Here is a 21,601-nt window from a genome sequence, read left to right on the forward strand (position 1 = left end):
GGTCAGACCCCCGCCTGCTGGCGCTGGCGCCTGAGATGCGGCGGCATCTCGGCATAGACGCCCTCGAACATGTCGCGCGTCGACGGCTTGCCGCCGGCATGCAGCGTGCCATGGCTTTCGGCCTCCTTCTGCGCCGCGATCACCGTTTCGAGAATCTCGGCCTCCGCCTGGGTGTGTCGCTCCTCCGACCAAACTTGCTTGTGGATGAGGTGGTTCTTCAACCGGATCACCGGATCGCCGAGCGGCCAGGCGTCGGATTCCGCCTTCGGCCGGTAGGCCGACGGATCGTCCGAGCTCGAATGCGCGCCGGCGCGGTAGGTGACATATTCGACCAGCGTCGGCCCGAGATTCTTTCGCGCCCGGTCCGCCGCCCATTTGGCCACCGCATGCACGGCGAGATAGTCGTTGCCGTCGACGCGCAGCGACGGGATCCCGAAGCCGAGCCCGCGCGCGGCGAACGTGCCGGAGCCGCCGCGCGCGATGCCCTGGAAGGTCGAGATCGCCCACTGGTTGTTGACGACGTTGAGCACGACAGGCGCCTTGTAGGTGGAAGCAAACACCAGCGCCGCATGGAAGTCCGACTCCGCCGTCGAGCCGTCGCCGATCCACGCTGCCGCAATCTTGGAGTCATTGGAGATCGCCGAGGCCATCGCCCAGCCGACCGCCTGGATATATTGCGTCGCCAGATTGCCGGAGATCGAGAAGAAGCCGTGCTCCTTCGACGAATACATGATCGGCAGCTGCCGGCCCTTCAGCGGATCGGCCTCGTTGGAATAGATCTGGTTCATCATCGTGACCATCGGATAGCCGTCGGCGATCAGAAGGCCGGCCTGCCGATAGGTCGGGAAATTCATGTCGCCCGGCTTGAGCGCCTTGCGGAAAGCGCAGCTCACCGCCTCTTCGCCCAGATGCTGCATGTAGAAGGAGGTCTTGCCCTGGCGCTGCGCCATCTGCATGCGCGCATCGAAGGTCCTGAGCGTCATCATATGGCGCAGGCCCTCGAGCAGCTCCTCGTCGCTGAGCAGCCCGGCCCACGGCCCGACCGCTTCGCCGGCGCGATTCAGCACCCGGATGATGGAAAAAGCCATGTCGCGGATGCTGCGCGGATCGACCTCGATCTCCGGACGCGGCACCGAGCCGGCCTTGGGGATGGTCACATTCGAGAAGTCGGGCGTGCCGCCGGGCCGCACCTCGGGCTCGGGCACATGGAAGCGCAACAATCCAGCGTCGGCCATGAGCTCACATCCTCCAATGTTGCCGGTGCGATATTTGCACATCCGCGCCGCCAGACCAGTGCCAATTCGCCGGACCTCGGCACGGCCTTCCTCCCGGGCCGTCAGCTCGGTTGAGCAATGCGGCACGCAGGCGCCAAGATGCAGATATGGCGGCGAAATTTCTTGTCGATGTTTTCACGCCGCGCGCAATTTGGCGGAAGTTTGCGGGGCGATTGCCGCCAGAAAATGCGATTGGGAGGTGGAGCCGGGCGCGGCCTTCCCCTTCTCCCCTTGTGGGAGAAGGTGTCGCCGAAGGCGACGGATGAGGGGTGTTCCAGATGCCACCAGCGTCTCACTCCGCTGGAACACCCCTCATCCGTCTCGGCGCTGTCGCGCCGATCCACCTTCTCCCACAGGGGGAGAAGGGGAAGACGCTAGTTCCGTCACCCCGCCCCGTGCTAATTCACCCCGCATGGCACAAAAGAAGGGATACGAGGTCGATTCGTGGCTGGCGAAGCCGGATCCGGCCATGGCAATCGTCCTGCTTTACGGTCCAGACCGCGGCCTTGTCGCCGAGCGGGCGAAAACCTTCGCCGCGAAAACCGGCCTGCCGCTCGACGACCCGTTCTCTGTCGTCAGGCTGGACGGCGCCGAAGTCGACCGCGATGAGGGGCGGCTGCTCGACGAAGCCCGCACGGTGCCGATGTTTTCCGACCGGCGGCTGCTTTGGGTGCGCAATGCCAGCGGCCAGAAGGCGCTGGCCGACGACATCAAGGCGCTGACCGCCGAGCCCGCGCGCGACGCCATCATCCTCATCGAAGCCGGCGACCTGAAGAAAGGCACCGGCCTGCGCGCCATCGTCGAGGCCGCCGGCAACGCCATTGCCTTACCTTGCTATGCCGACGAGGCCCGCGATCTGGACTCAGTGATCGACGACGAATTGCGCAAGGCCGGCATGTCGATGACCTTGGACGCCAGGCAGGCGCTGCGCCGCAACCTCGGCGGCGACCGCCTCGCCTCGCGCGGCGAGATCGAGAAGCTGGTGCTCTACGCGCATGGCCACAAGGAAATCGACGTCGACGACGTCAACGCGCTGTCGGGCGACGTCTCCGGCGCTTCCTTCGACGCCGCGGTCGACGCCATGCTGGACGGCAAGGTCGGCGATTTCGACATCGCCTTCAACCGTCACTGCCAGTCCGGCGGCCATCCGTTCCTGGTTCTGTCATCGGCAATGCGGCAATTGCAGGCGATCCAGGCGATGCGCGGCCAGATGGAGACCGGCGGCCGCAACGCCGCTTCGGTCGTCGCCGGCGCCCGCCCTCCGGTGTTCTTCTCGCGCCGCAAGCTGGTGGAAAAGACGCTGGAGCGCTGGACTGTCGAGGCGCTCGCACGTGCGCTCGGCCGGCTGCAGACAGCGGTGCTGCAGACCCGCAAACGACCGGACTTGTCGGAAGCGCTGGCACGCCAGGCGCTGCTTGGCATTGCGATCGAGAGCGCGAGGCTGGGGCAAAGGTAGCTGCCTGTCGCTGCTCAATTCATCATCATATCCGTCGGCTGAAAGGTCGGCAGCGCCTGGGGAAACACCAGCACCGCCGCGCCGTAAAGGAGCAGGGCGATGCCAGACACCTTGGCTATGCCCTTTCCCGCCGGGAAGGTCTTTTCCGCAAAGATCAGCAAGGTGACCACGGCCATTGCGGCGACGTTCATGATCCCGAGCGGGAAAAGTGCCAGAAACAAGAGCCAGCAACAGCCCAGACAAAAGGCGCCGTGCTCGAGGCCCATGCGGACCGCGCCCCAAGAACCATCGCGCCAGGAGGTCAGGATGAAACCGATTGGCGTGCGGCATTTGGCCAGGCACAGATCTTTCAGTGGCGAGAGCTGGTAGGCGCCGGCAATGATCAGCAGGGCGCCGCCGATGCGTGCGGCCGTCGCGGTGGACAATCCCGCATGATCGGCAAGCGTCTCGGCTCCTGCGGCGCCGGCAAAGGCCAAAACGCCCACCGTGCCCCAAACCAGCATATAGCCTGCCACGAATACCCAGGTGGCGACAAAGGCCTCGCCGCGACCCCGTTTGCCGGCCTGGACCTGGTGGAAGGTCAGGATCATGGGCGCCGCCGTCGGAAACATCATGGCAATCATCATGATCATCCAGACGGCAAGAAACAGCGGCGCCGCCATGCCCATGGTGGGTGAGTACATCTCCATGCGCATATCCGCGTCCATGCCGATCTGCTGCCGGATGAGCAAGACCCACGCCGCCGCGGCGACAGCGCCCAACAGGGCGAGAATGATGTTTCGCTGCAATGTCAGCGTCATGGGCGAGGCCGTTCCGACCATGCGTGCGGGACTATTGCTGGCCGGACCAATTGATCGGAGCGTAGTGCGCGTTCCGGCGGGAATTGTCCCAACTCATGCCATGGTCGCTGAAAGTATTGCCTTCCATTCCCATGGCCATACCGAGCCAGTCGGGATTGACGGGATGGCCGGAGGCCACCCACATCTCGCCGTCCTCGCGCATTGTCGGCAACGGTTCGACCGCCAGCTGCATCACGCCGGCAATCTCCACCGACCGCTTCTTGCCGTCGGCCTGGTATCTGATCGGCACCTTCTTGGCTCCGAGATTGGTGCTGATCATCGGCGCGAAGGCGGCCATCGGCCCGCCCGCGGCGCCGGTGAAGATGGCGCCCAGCGCTTCGGTCTGCCTGTCATCCGCATGGTCGTCAATATAGGCTGCGGCCGTCCAATTGCCCTCCGCCATCGGGCCTGGCGTGTGAGCAACCATCGCGACATTGAGCCCGTCCAATCGAACGTCCCCGAAACTGCCCTTGTCGATATGAAAGACCAAGGCGACGTCGCAAACGCCTTTCGTCGGCTTCGATGTCAGCTGCGCCTGGGTGGACAGCAGACAAGGACATACGACGTCGCAGCTGCAGTTTTCGAAGTAATTTCCAGACAACCGCCAACTGACTGCCATTTACACCTCCCATTGTGTCAGGCGTGTCCGGCTTTGGCGAGGCGGTGCCGTTTCACGGAGAACGGCAGATAGCCCTCACCGCGACTGATCGGCACGCCGGGGCAGTAATTTAAGGTCAAGCTAATAGAGCGTACGCCGTTGCCCTGGACTGTCAAGGCGCGGGCTGCGGTGCCTCGGCGGTGGGCAAGCGCTGGCGAGACAGGTGGCGGGCGGCCCGATGAAAACCGCCGCAGCATACCCGTCGTCATTCTAGGGCGGAGCAAGGAGCGAAGCGACGCGCGCAGACCCTAGAATCCATGCCGTGACTTTGGCCGTAGAATGCAACGGCCCAAAAATGGCCGTTGGCGATAGCGCTACGTAGGATCTCAGCATGACAGGCTACGTCTACATGACCGCAAGCCAGAAAGGCGGCACGATCTATATCGGCGTCACCAACGACCTTGCTCGCCGGATGCCTGAGCATAAGTCCGGCCAAGGCTCCGGGCTTTGCCAGCCGCTACGGCGTGCAGCGTCTGGTCTGGTACGAAGAATATTTCGACATCACCGATGCCATTCAGCGTGAGACGTCATTGAAGCGGTGGCCACGGCAATGGAAGATTGAACTGATCGAGAAGACCAATCCGGAATGGTTCGAGCTGTTTCGCGGGGTTGGCTGGTGAGCGTTCTGAACCGTGGCGGCTCTCAACCGTCACGGCATGGATTCTAGGGTCTGCGCGCGTCGCTTCGCTCCTTGCTCCGCCCTAGAATGACGATAGAGGGGAACGGCGCTCCTTCACGGCCCCCCTCTGCCCTTGCCTCCACCTTCGCCAGTTCACCACCGCCAACAAAAGGGGCCGGCGGATCGCCAGTCCCTTGTCTATCACGGATATATCAGGCGTATCCAGCGTTCAGCCAAAACCTCAGCCACAGCCGAATACCGTTACGCCTCGGCCCCCTACCGCTCGTCCTTCAGACGTCGGCAGAGCTCGTCGAGTTGTTCCAGCGAGCGGTAGTTGACCTTGAGCGTGCCGCCCTTGCCCTTGTGCTCGATGCTCACGATCATGCCGATTGTGTCGGTCATCAGCTTCTCGAGCGCCAGCGTGTCGGGGTCCTTCTCGGGCGGGCTCGCGGGGGATTTCACCTTGGCTGGCGTCGGGCCGGCGGGCATTTGCGCCAAGGCTTCGGCCTGGCGCACCGAAAGCCCTTCCTTGACGATGCGCTTGGCGAGCCCGGCCGGATCTTCGGCGGTGACCAGCGTTCGGGCGTGGCCGGCCGACAAATCGCCGTCGACCAGCATGTCGTGAATGACGTTAGGCAGCTTCAGCAGTCTCAGCGTGTTGGCGACATGGCTGCGGCTCTTGCCGATCACCTGGCCGAGATCGGCCTGGGTGTAGCCGTGCTCGTCGATGAGCTGCTGATAGCCTTGCGCTTCCTCGACCGGATTGAGGTCGGCGCGCTGCACGTTCTCGATGATCGCCAGCTCCAGCGCCGTGCGGTCGTTGACGTCGCGCACGATCAGCGGAATCTCGGTCAGGCCGGCGCGCTGCGCCGCCCGCCAACGCCGCTCGCCGGCGATGATCTCGTAGCGGCCGGCCTGCGACGGCGAGGGGCGCGCCACCACCGGCTGCACCACGCCATGCTCGCGGATCGATTGGGCAAGATCGGTGAGCTCGGCATCGCCGAAATGCCGGCGCGGATTCTTCGGATTCGGGCTGACGAACTCGATCGGCACCTTGCCGTCAGCCGCGACCACGGTCGCCGGCTTTTCCGGCGCCGCCGGACGGTCGATTTCGCCGATCAGCGCCGCGAGCCCACGGCCCAGTCTTTTTCTTGATTGGTCTTCGCTCATTAGTTTGTCCAGATCGTTTCGGAATCGAATTGGCTAGTTAACCAAGTTGCCGCAGCGATGTAGCTCAGGCGGCGCGCAGCTTGCGTTCGCGGCGGATCACCTCGGAGGCGAGCTGCAGATAGGCCTGGCTGCCCGAGCATTTCAGGTCATAGAGGATCGCCGGCTTGCCGTAGGACGGCGCCTCGGAAACCCGCACATTGCGCGGGATGATCGTCTCATAGACTTTGTCGCCCATATGGGTGCGCACATCCTGCACCACCTGGTTGGCGAGGTTGTTGCGCCCATCATACATGGTGAGCACGATACCCTGGATGGTGAGGTCCGGATTGATGGTATTGCGCACCTGTTCGACCGTCTCCAGCAACTGGCTGAGACCTTCCAGCGCGAAGAACTCGCATTGCAGCGGCACGAGAACGGAATCGGCCGCCGCCATTGAATTCAAAGTCAAAAGGTTGAGTGAGGGCGGGCAGTCGATCAGCACATAGCCGAACGGGGCCGAACGCTCGGAGGCGGCGCGCAGCGCATTGCGCAACTTGAGCACCCGGTCGGGCGCCGAGGCGATTTCCATCTCGATGCCGAGAAGGTCGAGCGTCGAGGGTATGATGGAGAGGCCCGGCACCGCCGTCGGCACCGCGGCCTGCTCCAGCTCGAGCTCGCCGGTCAGCACGTCATAGGACGAGACCGTGCGATCCTTGCGGTCGATGCCGAGGCCGGTGCTGGCATTGCCCTGCGGGTCGAGGTCGACGATCAGCACGCGCTCCCCGATCGCGGCCAGCGCCGTGGCCAGGTTGATGGCCGTCGTCGTCTTGCCGACCCCGCCTTTCTGGTTGGCGACAGTGATGATACGCGGTCCGGTTTTCATGGGTTTATGCCAGTAATTCATTGCTGTTTCGCTGGGCGCAAGTCGGTGATGTCGAGGATGACGCCTTCGGCGTCGGTCATGCTCGAATGTTCTACCAGATCGAAGCCCCAGCGGTGAGTGCTTTCTTCCACCTCGGCGCGGTAATCCCGGCCTTTGTGAAAGAGCGCGCGCGCGCCCCTGGTCAGCCAGGGCGCCGATAGGTCGAGCAGGTCCGGAAGCGCCGCCAGCGCCCTGGCCGTGACGATTTCTGGTGTGGAAACAAGCGCATAGCTGTCATCGATGCGCCTGGCCACGACACGCGCCGGCAAACCGAACTGGCCTATGACGGATTGCAGGAACGACGCCTTCTTGCGGTTGCTTTCGACCAGGGCGATCGATGCGCCGGGGCGCTGCGCCAACAGGAAAGCCAGCACCAGGCCGGGAAAACCGCCGCCTGAGCCGAGATCGACCCAGCGTGTCGCGGTGGGTGCGATTCGCGCAAGCTGGGCGCTGTCCAGGATGTGCCTGCGCCAGACATCGTCCAGTGTCGACGGCGCCGCCAGATTGATGCTGCGGTTCCATTTCAGGAACAGCTGTTCGAAAGCCTGCAGCCGCTCGAATGTTTCACGTGAAACCGGGCCCGCTGCCTTTTGCAGGCCCGCCCAGGCATCCGCGCTCACGCCACGTCCCTTCGCGCCGCGAACTCGGCGTTGCGGACATGCGCGACAATGATGGCAAGCGCGGCGGGTGTCATGCCTTCCATGCGCTGCGCATCGGCGATCGAACGCGGCCGGCGCGCCTTCATCTTCTGCTTCAGCTCGTTTGAAAGTCCCGGAACGTCCGCGAAATCGAGCGCCTCGGGGATGAGCCGCGATTCCTCATGCCTGATTTGTGCGGCGTCGGCTTGCTGGCGATCGAGGTAAACTGAATATTTCGCCTCCGTTTCGAGCCGCTCCGCCGTCTTGGCGTCCAGTTCGGCAAAGCGCGGCTCGACCCTTGCCAGCCAAGCCATGTCGACGCCCGGATGCGCCAAAAGAGCATAGGCCGAGCGGCGCACGCCGTCCTTGTTGATCTCCAGCCCATGCCGTGCCGCTTCGTTCGGCGTAAGCGTCACAGACTTTGCCAGCGCTCGGGCCTCGTCGAGCTTCTGCACTATCGCGCCAAAACGCTGCAGCCGCTCCGATGACGCGATGCCGAGTTTTTCCGCCAGCGGCGTCAGCCGCTCGTCGGCATTGTCGGCGCGCAGCGACAGCCGGAACTCGGCGCGCGAGGTGAACATACGATAGGGCTCGGCGATGCCCCGGCTGGTCAGGTCATCGACCATCACGCCGATATAGGCCTCGGTGCGGCTGAGCACGAACGGCTCATCGCCAGATGTCGCCCGCGCGGCGTTGATGCCGGCGAGCAGGCCTTGCGCGCCGGCCTCTTCATAACCGGTCGTGCCGTTGATCTGCCCGGCCAGGAAAAGGCCGGCGACGCGCTTCGTCTCCAGCGTCGTCTTCAGCTCGCGCGGATCGACATGGTCGTATTCGATGGCATAGCCGGGCTGCAGCATCGTCGCCTTTTCCAGCCCGGGGACCGTCTTCAGCATGTCGAGCTGCACGTCTTCCGGCAGCGAGGTCGAGATGCCGTTCGGATAGACGGTGTCGTCGTCGAGGCCTTCGGGCTCCAGGAAGATCTGATGGCCCTCGCGGTCGCCGAACTTGACGATCTTGTCCTCGATCGAGGGACAGTAGCGCGGCCCGATGCCTTCGATCGAGCCGGAATACATGGCCGAACGACCGAGATTGGCGCGGATCAGCTCATGCGTCGCCGGCATGGTCCGGGTGATGCCGCAATGGATCTGCGGATTGGCGATCACGTCGGTCATCAGCGAGAACGGCACTGGATCCTCGTCGGCGGCTTGGGCATCCAGCGAGGCCCAGTCGATGGTGCGGCCGTCGAGGCGAGGGGGCGTTCCGGTCTTCAGGCGACCGAGCTTGAAACCCGCGCGCGCCATCGTCGCCGATAGGCCGAGACTTGCCTGCTCGTTCATCCGCCCGGCGACGATCTTCTTTTCGCCGATATGGATCAGCCCGCGCAGGAACGTGCCGGTGGTCAGCACCACCGCGCCGCAGGCCAGGCGCCGGTCGCCCGAAACCAGCACGGCCGCGACGCGGCCATTCTCGATCTCAAGATCGAGAACCTCGCCCTCGACCACGTCGAGATTGGCTTGCTCGCGGATCGCGGCTTGCATGGCGAGCCGATAAAGCTTGCGGTCGGCTTGGGTGCGCGGACCACGGACCGCGGGACCCTTGCGGCGGTTGAGCAGGCGGAACTGGATGCCGGCGGCGTCGGCGATGCGCCCCATGAGCCCGTCCATGGCGTCGATCTCGCGCACGAGATGTCCCTTGCCGAGACCGCCGATCGCCGGGTTGCAGGACATGACGCCGATCGTCTCGAAGCGCAGCGTTACCAGTGCGGTCCTGGCGCCGGCGCGCGCGGCAGCACTCGCCGCCTCGCAACCGGCATGGCCGCCGCCCACCACCACCACATCATAGTGATTGGTCATTTTTCCAAGAATCCGCTTTCAGAGATTGGGTTGACAGATGTCCCCGACGGCGGCTGGTGTCAAGGAGAGGTGGACTCGTTTCACGTGAAACAATGAATGACGAGCATTGCGATCCCAGCCGACAACTGCGAAGCTGGCAGCGGCGGCGGTGTTTCACGTGAATCATTGCGGGGTAGCGCCCCAATCCGTGTTTCACGTGAATCACTTACCGATGCAGAACTGCGAAAAGATGACGTCGAGCAAATCCTCGACATCGACCGCGCCGACAATCCGGCCAAGACGCTCGGCCGCCAGCCGCAGTTCCTCGGCGCGCAGCTCCTGGCTTTGGCCCGACAGTGCCGCCCGCAGGAAATCCACTGCCTCGTTGAGCAACTCTACATGGCGCAGCCTGGATGGCAGCACGTCACCCACCTCGCCAACCGCAGCAGCGGCGCGGGCCCCTATCTCGTTCAGAACGCGGTCCAGACCGCTGCCGTCCTTGGAAGAAATCACCAAGTCGTAGTCACCGCCGCCGGCATTGGCGATATCCGACTTCGTTCCGATCCTCAGCAACGGAGCCCCACCGGGGATATCCCCAACGGGCGCCGGATCGGCCATATCCTCCAACAGCAGGACGAGATCCGCCACGTCGGCCTTGGCCCGCGCTCTTTCGATGCCGATCGACTCGACCTTGCCCACGGCCTCCCGCAGCCCGGCCGTATCGACAAGTCGCACCTTCAGCCCATTGAGGTCCATGACGACCTCGAGCAGATCGCGCGTCGTGCCCGGCTCGTCGGTGACGATCGCAGCCTCGCGCTTCGCCAAGGCGTTGAACAGGCTGGACTTGCCGGCATTCGGGGCGCCGAGGATCACGACTTCGAAACCATCGCGAATGATCTCCGCGGCCTTGAAACCTCCGATATGGCGATCGATTTCCCCGATCATTACCGACACGTCGGACCAGACCGCATCCGAAACGGAACCTGGCACATCCTCTTCGTCGGCGAAGTCGATCTCCGCCTCGATCATGGCTCGCGCATGGATCAGCCGGCGGCGCCAGCTCGAATAGAGTTCGCTTTGCGCACCTTCGGTATTGCGCAGGGCGAAGCGGCGTTGCGCCTCCGTTTCCGCATTCACCAGATCGGCCAATGCCTCCGTCTCGACCAGATCCAGCTTGCCGTTGAGAAAGGCGCGCCGGGTGAATTCTCCTGGCTCGGCGTGCCTGACGCCCTCGAAGCCGGTGATCGTCTCCAGCATCTTGGCCGCGACGGCGCGGCTGCCATGGACCTGGAACTCGGCAACGTCCTCCCCAGTGAAGCTGCCGGGACCTGGAAAGAACAGGACGAGGCCGTGATCGATGATCGAGCCGTCCGCCGCCCGGAGCCTTCGCAACGTGGTAAACCGATCCTTAACGGATCCGGCTATCGTTTCGACCACGAATCGAGTTTTGGGGCCGGAAATTCGGATGACGGCGATGCCTGCCGGCAAGCGGCCGCTCGACAGCGCAACGATCGAATCCTTCGAAGCCATTGGGGAAACCATTTGCCGGACCTGCCGAAACGCCTAGATTGAAAGATAGAGCACGGCCGAAAGCCGCTTCACACTTTTCGGCATCATGCTCCAGCGTTGATGCATCAGACCCAAAAAAGAGCCGTCCATCGTGACCTTACCCGCACGAAACCTGCTTGCCGAAGAGGCCAGCCCTTATCTGCAGCAGCACAGCGACAATCCTGTCCATTGGCGCGGCTGGTCGCCAGCGGCCCTTGCCGAAGCGAAGCAGCTCGGGCGGCCGATCCTGCTCTCCATCGGTTACGCCGCCTGCCACTGGTGCCATGTCATGGCCCACGAAAGCTTCGAGAACGACGCCGTGGCCGCCGTCATGAACCGGCTCTACGTGAATATCAAGGTCGATCGCGAAGAGCGGCCCGACATCGACCAGATCTATATGGCCGCACTCCATGTCATGGGCGAGCAGGGCGGCTGGCCGCTCACTATGTTTCTGACGCCCGACGGCAAGCCTTTCTGGGGCGGTACCTATTTCCCGCGCGAGGCGCGTTACGGAAGGCCGGGCTTCATCCAGGTGCTGGAAGCGGTCGACAAGGCCTGGCGCGAGAAGCAGCAGAGCCTCGCCGAAAGCGCCGACGGGCTGACCGCCCATGTCGAGCAGCGGCTTGCCGGCGCGGCGGGCAAGGCAGTGCTCGATCGCGACACGCTGGCCGACCTCGCCACCCGCATCGGCGGCATGATCGACCGCGATCTCGGCGGCTTGAAAGGCGCGCCGAAATTCCCCAACGCGCCCTTCATGCACACGCTTTGGCTGTCCTGGCTGCGTGACGGCGAGGCCGCGCATCGCGACGCGGTGCTCGCCAGCCTCGAAAAAATGCTCGCCGGCGGCATCTACGATCATGTCGGCGGCGGTCTCAGCCGCTACTCCACCGACGCCGAATGGCTGGTGCCGCATTTCGAGAAGATGCTTTACGACAACGCCCAGCTCATCCGCCTGTGCAACTGGGCCCATGCGGCCACCGGCAACGACTTGTTCCGGGTACGAATCGAAGAGACCGTCGACTGGTTGCTGCGCGAGATGCTGGTCGAAGGCGGCGCCTTCGCCGCCAGTCTCGACGCCGACAGCGACGGCGAGGAGGGGCTTTTCTACACATGGAATCGCGAGGAGATCGAGACGGCGCTGGCTGACGATGCCGCGATCTTCTTGCGATATTTCGAGCTCGCCGCGCCGCATGGCTGGGAAGGCAAGCCGATCATTCGCCAGAGCGAGGCGCAGCAAGCTCAAGGCATCGCCGACCATGCACAATTGGCGTCTCTGAAGGCAAAGCTGTTGGGCGTCCGCGAAGGGCGGGTCAGGCCGGGCCGCGACGGCAAGGCGCTCACCGACTGGAACGGGCTGATGATCGCGGCGCTCGCCGAGGCGGGCCGCTCGCTTGGGCGGCATGACTGGATCGACGCCGCCGCAAAAGCCTTCGGCCATATCGTCGAGGCCGGCCAGGACGGACGGCTGCCGCATTCCATGCTAGGCGCGAAGAGGCTTTTCCCGGCGCTGTCCAGCGATTATGCCGCCATGACCAACGCGGCGATCGCGCTGTTCGAGGCGACCGGCGATCCGGCCTATTCCGATCGCGCCAGGCAGTTCATCGGCGAGCTCGACCGCTGGCACTTGGATGAACAAAAGAGCGGCTACTGGCTGACGGCGTCGGACAGCGGCGACGTTCCGATCCGCATCCGCGGTGATGTGGATGAAGCAATCCCGTCCGCCACCGGCCAGATCGTCGAGGCGCTGGTGCGGCTGTCATCGCTCACCGGCTACCTCGGTCTCTGGGAAAAGGCGTGGACGACCGCCGAGCATGCAATGGGCCGCGCCTCGCAGCAGGCCTACGGCCAGGCCGGCATCGTCAACGCCTGTGCCTTGGCGCTCGAGCCGCTGAAGCTCGTCATTGTAGACAAGCTGGATTCGCCAAGCCTCGTTCCGGTTGCGAATCGGAATCCGGACCTGCGCCGGGTCGACATTGTCGTTCCGGTCGGTTCGGAAGCGAATCGACCGTTGTTGCCGGGCGGCGTTTTGCCGCCGACGGATAAGCCCGGCGCCTGGTTCTGCAGCGGGCAGGTGTGCATGCCGGTGGTGACCGATGCGGAGGAGTTGGAGAAGTTGTTGCGGCGATAGCGCCTTTCCCTTCTCCCCTTGTGGGAGAAGGTGTCGCCGAAGGCGACGGATGAGGGGTGCTCCAGGGAAAGCCAGCGTCTCATTCCGCTGGAACACCCCTCATCCGTCTCGGCGCTGCGCGCCGATCCACCTTCTCCCACAAGGGGAGAAGGAGGAAGGGCATCGCCCCAATCACGTATTCATCGAATCGAAGAAGTCCGCGTTGGTCTTGGTCTGCTTGAGCTTGTCGATGAGGAACTCGATCGCGTCGGTCGTGCCCATCGGCGCGAGGATGCGGCGCAGCACGAAGATCTTCTGCAGGTCCGCGCGCGGCACCAGCAGGTCTTCCTTGCGGGTGCCCGATTTGAGGATGTCCATCGCCGGGTAGATGCGCTTGTCGGCCACCTTGCGGTCGAGCTGGATTTCGCAGTTGCCGGTGCCCTTGAACTCTTCGAAGATGACTTCGTCCATGCGGCTGCCCGTATCGATCAGCGCGGTGGCGATGATGGTCAGCGAGCCGCCTTCCTCGATGTTGCGGGCGGCGCCGAAGAAGCGCTTCGGGCGCTGCAGAGCGTTGGCGTCGACACCGCCGGTCAGCACCTTGCCGGATGACGGCACCACAGTGTTGTAGGCGCGGCCGAGACGCGTGATCGAATCGAGCAGGATGACGACGTCGCGGCCGTGCTCGACCAGGCGCTTGGCCTTCTCGATCACCATTTCGGCGACCTGCACGTGGCGCGCCGCCGGTTCGTCGAAGGTCGAGGAAATCACCTCGCCCTTCACCGAGCGCTGCATGTCGGTGACTTCCTCCGGGCGCTCGTCGATCAGAAGCACGATCAGATAGCATTCCGGGTGGTTGGCGGTGATCGAATGGGCGATGTTCTGCATCAGCACCGTCTTGCCGGTGCGCGGCTGCGCGTTGATTAGCGCGCGCTGTCCCTTGCCGATCGGCGCGACCAGGTCGATCACGCGCGGCGAGATGTCCTTGGAGGTCGAATTGTCGATCTCCATCTTCAGCCGCTTGGTCGGGTAGAGCGGCGTCAGATTATCGAAGTGGATCTTGTGCCGGATCTTCTCCGGGTCGTCGAAATTGATGGTGTTGACCTTGAGCAGCGCGAAATAGCGCTCGCCCTCTTTCGGGCTGCGGATCGGTCCTTCGACCGTATCGCCGGTCTTGAGCGAAAAGCGCCTTATTTGCGACGGCGAGATATAGATGTCGTCGGGACCCGGCAGGTAGTTTGCGTTGGCTGAGCGCAGGAAGCCGAAACCGTCCTGCAGCACCTCGACCACGCCTTCGCCGATGATCTCGACGTCCTGGGCGGCGAGCTTCTTCAGGATCGCGAACATCAGCTCCTGCTTGCGCATGACGCTGGCGTTCTCCACCTCGAGCGTCTCGGCATAAGCGATCAGCTCCGGCGGCTTCTTGTTCTTGAACTCTGCGAGTTTCATTTCTTGCATTAGATAGACTCTGGGTAGGCTTTGGAGAGGGAAATCGGCTGGATGCGACAAATGTCGGGCGCGGCCGAAAGCGAGAAAAGGGGCGGCGCATGACGGGAAGGAAGACCCGTCTTGTATCGTCGCTCGACTGAAAGAGCAAGCCGCCTTTTGCTGGGCCTGGCCGGATCCGGGAAAGCCTCAGAACGGCTTCACGATGACCAGGATGACGATGACGATCATCAGCAATGTGGGGATCTCATTGACGATCCGCCAGTGCCTCGCCGGCTTTTCGTTCTTGTCCTCGGCAAATTTCCTGACCGCGCCGGCGAGATAGCCATGCAGCCCCGACAAAATGAGCACCAGCGCGATCTTGGCGTGCAGCCAGCCGCCCTGGAATCCAAAGCCTTTCCAGGCAAGCCAAAGCCCGAACACCCAGGTCGCGGTCATCGCCGGATTGATGATCCCTCTGAGCAGCCGGCGCTCCATCACCTTGAAGGTTTCGGACTGCACCGAGCCCCTTTCGGCATCGACATGGTAGACGAAGAGACGCGGCAAATAGAGCATGCCGGCCATCCAGGAAATGACCGCAATCACATGGATCGCCTTGGCCCACGGATAGAAGCTGTCAGGCGCCGCGAGATAGAGCAGCGCCGTCAGCACGACGAGCAGGGCAATGCCGATCGCCATGCGCTTCATCGCTTGGCCAGTGCTGTTCTCGCTGCTCGCGCTGTTCTCGTTGCCTACATCCCTCATTGCCGGCTTCTCACCATTTTCACCATTGCCTCGACATGCGCCACCGGCGTTTCCGGCGTGATGCCGTGGCCGAGATTGAAGATCAGCGGCCCGTCACCCAAAGTCCTCAGGATTGCCTCGACGCCGTCAGCCAGCGCCTTGCCGCCGGCGACCAGGCGCAACGGATCGAGATTGCCTTGCACCGCTCCGTCGCGCTGCAGCTCCTTCGCCATCGACAGCGGCACGGTCCAGTCGAGACCGAGACCGGCAATGCCGGTCTTTCTCCTGTAATCACGATAGCGCTCGCCCGCGCCCTTCGGGAAACCGATCACCGGCACCTCGGGGTGAACCGCCTTCACTTGGGCGACGATCTCGGCCACCGGCTCGACGCAGAAAGCCTCGAAGGACGCCTCGTCCAGCACGCCCGACCATGAATCGAAAATCTGCACCGCATCGGCGCCGGCCTCGATCTGGCGGATGAGATAGGCGGCCGAATGATCGGCCAATATCTTCAGAAGCCGCGCGAAGGCCTCGGGCTCGCGATAGGCGAATAGCCGGGCAGGGCCCTGGTCGGGCGTGCCGTGACCGGCGATCATATAGGTCGCCACCGTCCATGGCGCGCCGCAGAAGCCGAGCAGCGTCGTCTCGTCGGGCAGTTTCGCCCGCAGCCGGCGCACGGTCTCGTAGACCGGTTCGAGATTCACGTGAAACATGTCGCCGTTCAGCGCCGCAATCTCGGCCGCCGAGATCGGCTTCAGCATCGGTCCGCGGCCCTCCTCGAAGCGGACGTCCCGCCCCAGGGCATTGGGCACGACGAGAATGTCGGAGAACAGGATCGAGGCGTCGAAGCCGAAGCGCTCGATCGGCTGCAGCGTTACCTCGACGGCAAGGTCCGGATCGTAGCAGAGATCGAGGAAGGATCCCGCTCGCTTCCTGGTCTCGCGATACTCCGTAAGATAGCGGCCCGCCTGACGCATCATCCAGAGCGGCGGCGGTGAAACCGTCTCGCCCTTGAGGACATCGAGCACGATCCGTTTCCCAGCCATCCTGCGCTGCCCTCTCTACAGCGCCGCGCGTCCTTAGACGCGCAAAGGACGCTGTAGCGCTTTCATTTAGCGCATGATTCTTTCCGAACCTCTGGTTCGGGGTCATGCGCCCTCCTCTTAAATCAAATATCTATTTTAAAAGAGTCTTCTGATTCTAAGAGTCTGTTGGTTGTGATGGTTGCGACCTGTCCAGCCTGCGGCTCGAAAAGGCCAGTCAGCATATTGTCGCGTACTCGCTTTCGCAATTTGGAGGGTTCTGGGGACGAAACGGATTCCAGCTTTGGAGTCAAAAGCTTGGACTTACCGTTCCGAACCTCGCCCTGTGGATGAGATCGGCCAAGAAAACTTGATCCCCGGTTTTGTCCCCAGCGCCGCGACAAAGCCTACAGCGGGTCGAATTGTGGACAAGCGGCCATCTGATACAGTCGCTTCCTTGCCCAAGGCCTGCCCATCCAGCCTTGTCCACAATTGCCCACAGCCTGGACCCATTCCCTGTGAACAAACCTCAGAGCTTCTTCCATCTGCATCTAATCTCCGACGCCACCGGCGAGACGCTGCTGGCGGCCGGCCGCGCGGCGTCCGCGCAATACAAGGATGCGCGCGCCATCGAGCACATCTATCCGCTGATCCGCACCGAAAAGCAGATCGCCAAGGTCTTCGAGGACATCGAGGAGGAGCCCGGCATCATCCTCTATACGGTCGTCGACCAGAAGCTGGCGCGTTCGATCGATGAGCGCTGCGCTGCGATGGGCCTGCCTTGCGTCTCGGTGCTGGAACCGGTGCTGACCGTCTTCCAGTCCTATCTCGGCACGCCTGCCGGTCGCCGCGTCGGCGCCCAGCACGTGCTCGACGCCGAATATTTCCGCCGCATCGATGCGCTGAACTTTACTATGGAGCATGATGACGGCCAGCTGCCGGCCAATATGGACGATGCCGACATCGTGCTGATCGGCATTTCGCGCACCTCGAAGACGCCGACCAGCATCTATCTCGCCAATCGCGGCATCAAGACCGCCAATATCCCGATCGTGCTCGGCGTTCCGCTGCCCGAAAGCCTGATCGCCGCCAAGACGCCATTGGTCGTCGGCTTGGTCGCCACGGCCGAGCGCATCTCGCATGTGAGGCAAAACCGCATCCTCGGCAACAGCGCCGCCTTCGTGCCGACCGATTATGTCGACCGCGCCGCGATCAACGAGGAGCTCGCCTATGCCCGCCAGCTTTGCACGCGTCATGGCTGGCCGATGATCGATGTCAGCCGCCGCTCCATCGAGGAAACGGCCGCGGCGATCGTTGCCCTGCGGAGCAAGACGCGCTAACTGGGATTTGCCGAGACGCCGGCCGCTTCGTCATCCTAGGGCGGAGCAAGGAGCGAAGCGACGCGGCGTAGACCCTAGGATCCATGCCGTGACGTCGAATTGTTGCGACGGTGTAGAATTCTGCTCCGCTGCGCCCGTCGGCTGAGGTTATGGCATGGATCCTAGGGTCTTCGCGACGGAGCTTCGCTCCTGCTTCGCCCTAGGATGACGAAGTTCGTAAGGCTTCGGCCATTCTCCAAAGTTTGTGCTGGCCTCAGACAAACGATGGGTCAACAGCGTCAGGAAGCTAGTTGGGCGAAAATCATGGCCGAGAAAATCATCCTCGCTTCGGGCAGCCCGTACCGCAAGGCGATGCTCGTCAGCGCCGGCCTCGACATCGAGGCGGTGCCGGCAAATGTCGACGAGCGCGCGCTCGAGGCCCCGCTGAAAGATAGCGGTGTGTCACCTGAAGATGTCGCGTCGATCCTGGCCGAGGCCAAGGCGACCGAGGTCAGCGAGCGCAAGCCGGGCGCCCTGGTGCTCGGCTGCGACCAGACGCTGTCGCTGGATGACGAGATTTTTCATAAGCCCGCCGACATGGAAGGCGCCCGCCGCCATCTCCTGGCCTTGTCCGGCAAGACGCATCAATTGAACAGCGCCGCCGTGCTTTGCCGCGACGGCGAGGTGCTGTGGCGGCATGTCGGCGTCGTCAGCCTCACCATGCGCAAGCTCGACCCCGGCTTCATCGGCAGGCACCTGGCCCGCGTCGGCGCCAAGGCGCTGTCCAGCGTCGGCGCCTATCAGATCGAGGGCGAAGGCATTCAGCTGTTCGAGAAGATCGAGGGCGATTATTTCACCATCGTCGGCCTGCCGCTGCTGCCGCTGCTGAAGGAGTTGCGCGCATTGGGAGCCATCGATGGCTGAGAAAAAGGCCTTCGTCACCGGACATCCGATCGCCCATTCGCGCTCGCCGAAGATCCACGGCTACTGGCTGGCCAAATACGGCATCGACGGCAGCTATGAAGCGATCGACGTCGCGCCGGCGGATTTCGCCGCCTTTCTGAAATCTCTCGGCGAGAACGGCTACCGCGGCGGCAACGTCACCATTCCGCACAAGGAAGCCGCTTTCGCCGGAGTGGCCCGCCGAGACCATGCGGCCGATGAAATCGGCGCGGTCAACACGTTGTGGTTCGAGGATGGCATTCTGTGGGGCGGCAACACGGACGGCTACGGCTTCGCCGCCAATCTCGACGACCAAGCGCCTGGCTGGGCGGTCAATGGACCGGCCGTGGTTCTGGGCGCCGGCGGCGCCTCCCGCGCGGTCATCCATGCGCTGAAGGAGCGTGGCATCAAGGATATCCGCATCGCCAATCGGACGCTCGCGAGAGCCGAGGAACTCAGCCGCCACTTCGGCGCCGGGGTCTCGGCGCATGGCGCGGGCGCGCTCAGTGATCTGCTTGCCGATGCCGGCCTGCTGATCAACACCACCTCGCTCGGCATGCATGGTGACGCCACGCTCTCCGCCGATCCGGCAGGCTTGCCCGGCCACGCCATCGTCACCGACATTGTCTATGTGCCGTTGGAAACGCCCTTGCTTGCCGCCGCCAGGGCGCGCGGCCTGAAGACGGTCGATGGTCTCGGCATGCTGCTGCATCAGGCCGTGCCAGGTTTCGAACGCTGGTTCGGCAGGAAACCCGAAGTGACGCCCGAATTGCGGCGCATGATCGTCGCCGACATCGAGGGCCGTTGATGATCGTGCTCGGCCTCACCGGATCGATCGGCATGGGCAAGTCCACCACGGCGAAAATGTTCGCCGAGGCCGGCGTGCCGGTGCATGATTCCGACGAGACCGTGCATCGCCTTTATTCCGGCAAGGCCGCCCCTCTGGTCGAGGCGGCTTTTCCGGGCACGACGCAGGTGGGCGCGGTCGACCGGGTCAAGCTCGCCGAAAAAGTGCTCGCCGATCCGGCCGCGCTGAAGCGGCTCGAGGCAATCATTCACCCGCTGGTGCGCGCCGACGCCGACGCGTTTCTCGCAAAGCATCGCGCCGCCGGCGCGCGGCTTGCCGTGCTCGACATCCCGCTGCTGTTCGAAACCGGCGGCCGCAGCCGCGTCGACAAGGTCGTGGTCGTCAGCGCGTCGCCTGAAATCCAGCGCGAGCGCGTGCTCGCCAGGCCGGGCATGAGCGAGGAGAAGTTTTCATCCATCCTCGCCAGGCAGGTGCCCGACGCCGAAAAGCGCCGCCTGGCCGATTTCATCATCGACACCGGCCATGGCTTCGACGCCGCGCGAAAGGCGGTCGAGGCGATCGTCGCCGAACTCTCAGGGGAAAAGTCCGGCAAAGCCGACTCCTGACATTACAGCGCCGCGCGCCCGTTCGGACGCGCAAAGGACGCTGTAACGCTTTGATTTTGCGCATGATCCTTTTCCGAAAATCGATTCCCATTTTCGGAGGTCAGGCGTTAGGCCGTCACCAGTCCCCATTGCCATTTTGTTCTGGTGTATGATTCTGCTCGTTTGGGAAGCGAACTGATTCGAATGCGTGAGATCATCTTCGATACGGAAACTACCGGCCTCGATTTGCGCGACGACCGCATCATCGAGCTTGGCGGCGTCGAGCTGGTCAATCGCTTCCCGACCGGCCGCACCTTCCACAAATTCATCAATCCGCAGGGGCGCGCGATCCATGCCGAGGCGCAGGCCGTGCACGGCATCAGCGCCGCCGACCTGGTCGGCAAGCCGACCTTCGCCGAAATCGCGCAGGAATGGCTGGACTTCACCGACGGCGCCCGTCTGATCGCCCACAACGCCACCTTCGATATCGGCTTCCTCAACCTCGAATTCAGCCGGCTCGAGCAAGCTGCCATCGATCCCGGCCGCGTGGTCGACACGCTGGCGCTGGCGCGCCGCAAGCATCCGATGGGACCGAACTCGCTCGACGCGCTCTGCCGGCGCTACGGCATCGACAACACCCGCCGCACCAAGCACGGCGCGCTGCTCGACTCCGAATTGCTGGCGGAGGTCTATATCGAGCTCATCGGCGGCAAGCAGGCGGCGCTGGTGCTGGAGTCCGTGGCGGTGCACATGAATGGCGCCGGCGAGGTGGCCGATATCGACATCTCGATCGGCGCCCGGCCGATCGCCCTGCCGCCGCGGCTCAGTGAAACGGATCGGGCGGCGCATGCGGGGCTGGTCGCGACGCTCGGCGAAAAGGCGCTGTGGCTGAAAGTGGCGGTGGGTTGATCGGGCGCTATTGGCGCTGACGTTGGAGACAGCGCCCTTTCCAATCCAATCGCGATCTGTCGCGGCAGCCATTGGACGGTTGGTCCCGTCGAAGGATCGCGTTAGTTTGATCGCGCGCGACGACCGCGCCCAAACCCGCCCGCAAAGGACCGCGATGACCGGACCCAATCCCAACGTCAAGCATCCGATTGCGATGCATCCGCGCGTCGGCTTCCTGAAGGGACTGGTGACGTCGCCCAACATCGAGATCGGCGACTTCACCTATTACGACGACCCTGACGGTCCCGACAAATTCGCCGAGAAATGCGTGCTGCATCACTACGACTTCATCGGCGACAAGCTGATCATCGGCAAGTTCTGCGCCATCGCGGAAGGCGCGCGTTTCATCATGAACGGCGCCAACCACGCCATGTCGGGCTTCTCGACCTATCCGTTCAACATCTTCGGCCATGGCTGGGAGGAAGGCTTCGACCCGCAGACCTGGTCGAAGGAGATCCGCGGCGACACCACGATCCGCAATGACGTGTGGATCGGCATGGATGCGGTGATCATGCCGGGCGTGACGGTGGGCGACGGCGCCATTGTCGCGGCGAAATCGGTTGTCACGCACGACGTGCCGCCTTATGCGATCGTGGCCGGCAATGCGGCCAAGGTGGTGAAGATGCGCTTCGACGAATTCACGGTGCGGCTGCTGCTCAAGGCAGCCTGGTGGGACTGGCCGGTCGACAAGATCAGCCGCAACCTCAACGCCATCCGCGGCGCCGACATTTCCAGGCTGGAGGCGGCGGTTTGAACGCGCCCGAAAA

19 protein-coding genes and 1 pseudogene are annotated in these 21,601 nt (G+C 63.6%); 9 read left to right on the forward strand and 11 right to left on the reverse strand.

What is annotated here, in order from left to right; all coding sequences use genetic code 11:
• Nucleotides 1–2: 2 nt before the first annotated feature.
• Entirely contained in the window at nucleotides 3–1,235 is a 1,233-nt protein-coding gene (locus LB520_RS16770) for a 3-methyl-2-oxobutanoate dehydrogenase (2-methylpropanoyl-transferring) subunit alpha (protein WP_224638216.1), read from the reverse strand.
• 451 nt (nucleotides 1,236–1,686) lie between these two features.
• On the opposite strand from LB520_RS16770, the gene holA reads away from it, so the two are divergent.
• Nucleotides 1,687–2,730, forward strand: a complete 1,044-nt coding sequence (holA, locus tag LB520_RS16775; protein ID WP_224638217.1) for a DNA polymerase III subunit delta — start codon at nucleotides 1,687–1,689, stop codon at nucleotides 2,728–2,730.
• A 14-nt stretch (nucleotides 2,731–2,744) separates the two neighbouring features.
• On the opposite strand, the gene LB520_RS16780 is transcribed toward holA, so the two are convergent.
• Both LB520_RS16780 and LB520_RS16785 read right to left on the reverse strand, forming a co-directional pair.
• Nucleotides 2,745–3,530: a DUF2182 domain-containing protein gene (locus LB520_RS16780; protein WP_224638218.1), complete on the reverse strand. Its 786-nt coding sequence runs from the start codon at nucleotides 3,528–3,530 to the stop codon at nucleotides 2,745–2,747.
• A gap of 31 nt (nucleotides 3,531–3,561) precedes the next feature.
• Entirely contained in the window at nucleotides 3,562–4,188 is a 627-nt protein-coding gene (locus tag LB520_RS16785) for a DUF1326 domain-containing protein (RefSeq protein WP_224638219.1), read from the reverse strand.
• Between the two features lie 370 nt (nucleotides 4,189–4,558).
• Here LB520_RS16785 and LB520_RS16790 point away from each other — a divergent pair.
• Nucleotides 4,559–4,847: pseudogene (locus LB520_RS16790) on the forward strand (GIY-YIG nuclease family protein).
• A gap of 275 nt (nucleotides 4,848–5,122) precedes the next feature.
• Here the strand turns inward: LB520_RS16790 and LB520_RS16795 are convergent.
• The 5 genes from LB520_RS16795 to mnmE all read right to left on the reverse strand — a co-directional run bounded on the left by LB520_RS16795 (nucleotide 5,123) and on the right by mnmE (nucleotide 10,917).
• Nucleotides 5,123–6,016, reverse strand: a complete 894-nt coding sequence (locus LB520_RS16795; protein ID WP_224638220.1) for a ParB/RepB/Spo0J family partition protein — start codon at nucleotides 6,014–6,016, stop codon at nucleotides 5,123–5,125.
• A 64-nt stretch (nucleotides 6,017–6,080) separates the two neighbouring features.
• Complete coding sequence (locus LB520_RS16800) at nucleotides 6,081–6,878, reverse strand: ParA family protein (protein WP_095769880.1); 798 nt, start codon at nucleotides 6,876–6,878, stop codon at nucleotides 6,081–6,083.
• A gap of 17 nt (nucleotides 6,879–6,895) precedes the next feature.
• The gene (gene rsmG, locus LB520_RS16805) at nucleotides 6,896–7,537 is read right to left on the reverse strand and encodes a 16S rRNA (guanine(527)-N(7))-methyltransferase RsmG (protein ID WP_224638221.1); all 642 of its coding nucleotides are present in this window, start codon (nucleotides 7,535–7,537) and stop codon (nucleotides 6,896–6,898) included.
• On the reverse strand, nucleotides 7,534–9,408 hold the full coding sequence (gene mnmG / locus LB520_RS16810) for a tRNA uridine-5-carboxymethylaminomethyl(34) synthesis enzyme MnmG (protein ID WP_224638222.1): 1,875 nt from the start codon (nucleotides 9,406–9,408) through the stop codon (nucleotides 7,534–7,536). Before mnmG ends, rsmG begins: the two co-directional genes overlap by 4 nt.
• Nucleotides 9,409–9,609: 201 nt before the next feature.
• On the reverse strand, nucleotides 9,610–10,917 hold the full coding sequence (gene mnmE, locus LB520_RS16815; protein WP_224638223.1) for a tRNA uridine-5-carboxymethylaminomethyl(34) synthesis GTPase MnmE: 1,308 nt from the start codon (nucleotides 10,915–10,917) through the stop codon (nucleotides 9,610–9,612).
• 130 nt (nucleotides 10,918–11,047) lie between these two features.
• On the opposite strand from mnmE, the gene LB520_RS16820 reads away from it, so the two are divergent.
• Nucleotides 11,048–13,063, forward strand: coding sequence for a thioredoxin domain-containing protein (locus LB520_RS16820; RefSeq protein ID WP_224638224.1), 2,016 nt, complete (start codon nucleotides 11,048–11,050; stop codon nucleotides 13,061–13,063).
• 171 nt (nucleotides 13,064–13,234) lie between these two features.
• Here the strand turns inward: LB520_RS16820 and rho are convergent, their stop codons facing one another.
• The 3 genes from rho to hemE form a co-directional block, all read right to left on the reverse strand.
• Nucleotides 13,235–14,500, reverse strand: a complete 1,266-nt coding sequence (rho, locus tag LB520_RS16825; RefSeq protein WP_095769513.1) for a transcription termination factor Rho — start codon at nucleotides 14,498–14,500, stop codon at nucleotides 13,235–13,237.
• Nucleotides 14,501–14,677: 177 nt separating this feature from the next.
• Nucleotides 14,678–15,232 (reverse strand): protoporphyrinogen oxidase HemJ, encoded by a 555-nt coding sequence (gene hemJ, locus LB520_RS16830; protein ID WP_224638225.1) that lies wholly within the window; start codon nucleotides 15,230–15,232, stop codon nucleotides 14,678–14,680.
• Entirely contained in the window at nucleotides 15,229–16,257 is a 1,029-nt protein-coding gene (hemE, locus tag LB520_RS16835; protein ID WP_224638226.1) for a uroporphyrinogen decarboxylase, read from the reverse strand. The genes hemJ and hemE overlap by 4 nt, the downstream gene beginning before the upstream one ends.
• 494 nt (nucleotides 16,258–16,751) lie before the next feature.
• Here hemE and LB520_RS16840 point away from each other — a divergent pair, with 494 nt between their 5' ends.
• The 6 genes from LB520_RS16840 to LB520_RS16865 all read left to right on the forward strand — a co-directional run bounded on the left by LB520_RS16840 (nucleotide 16,752) and on the right by LB520_RS16865 (nucleotide 21,588).
• Nucleotides 16,752–17,573 (forward strand): pyruvate, water dikinase regulatory protein, encoded by an 822-nt coding sequence (locus LB520_RS16840; RefSeq protein ID WP_224532433.1) that lies wholly within the window; start codon nucleotides 16,752–16,754, stop codon nucleotides 17,571–17,573.
• 303 nt (nucleotides 17,574–17,876) lie between these two features.
• Nucleotides 17,877–18,476, forward strand: a complete 600-nt coding sequence (locus tag LB520_RS16845) for a Maf-like protein (RefSeq protein WP_224638227.1) — start codon at nucleotides 17,877–17,879, stop codon at nucleotides 18,474–18,476.
• Nucleotides 18,469–19,302, forward strand: a complete 834-nt coding sequence (locus tag LB520_RS16850) for a shikimate dehydrogenase (protein ID WP_224638228.1) — start codon at nucleotides 18,469–18,471, stop codon at nucleotides 19,300–19,302. Before LB520_RS16845 ends, LB520_RS16850 begins: the two co-directional genes overlap by 8 nt.
• Nucleotides 19,302–19,907: a dephospho-CoA kinase gene (gene coaE, locus LB520_RS16855; RefSeq protein WP_224638229.1), complete on the forward strand. Its 606-nt coding sequence runs from the start codon at nucleotides 19,302–19,304 to the stop codon at nucleotides 19,905–19,907. Before LB520_RS16850 ends, coaE begins: the two co-directional genes overlap by 1 nt.
• A 183-nt stretch (nucleotides 19,908–20,090) precedes the next feature.
• A complete protein-coding gene (gene dnaQ / locus LB520_RS16860; protein ID WP_140546255.1) occupies nucleotides 20,091–20,795 on the forward strand; it encodes a DNA polymerase III subunit epsilon in 705 nt (234 codons plus the stop codon).
• Nucleotides 20,796–20,949: 154 nt separating this feature from the next.
• Complete coding sequence (locus LB520_RS16865) at nucleotides 20,950–21,588, forward strand: CatB-related O-acetyltransferase (protein WP_224638230.1); 639 nt, start codon at nucleotides 20,950–20,952, stop codon at nucleotides 21,586–21,588.
• Nucleotides 21,589–21,601: the final 13 nt, after the last annotated feature.

The sequence above is a fragment of the Mesorhizobium sp. CA12 genome, from assembly GCF_020165255.1.
Classification (GTDB): Bacteria; Pseudomonadota; Alphaproteobacteria; order Rhizobiales; family Rhizobiaceae; genus Mesorhizobium.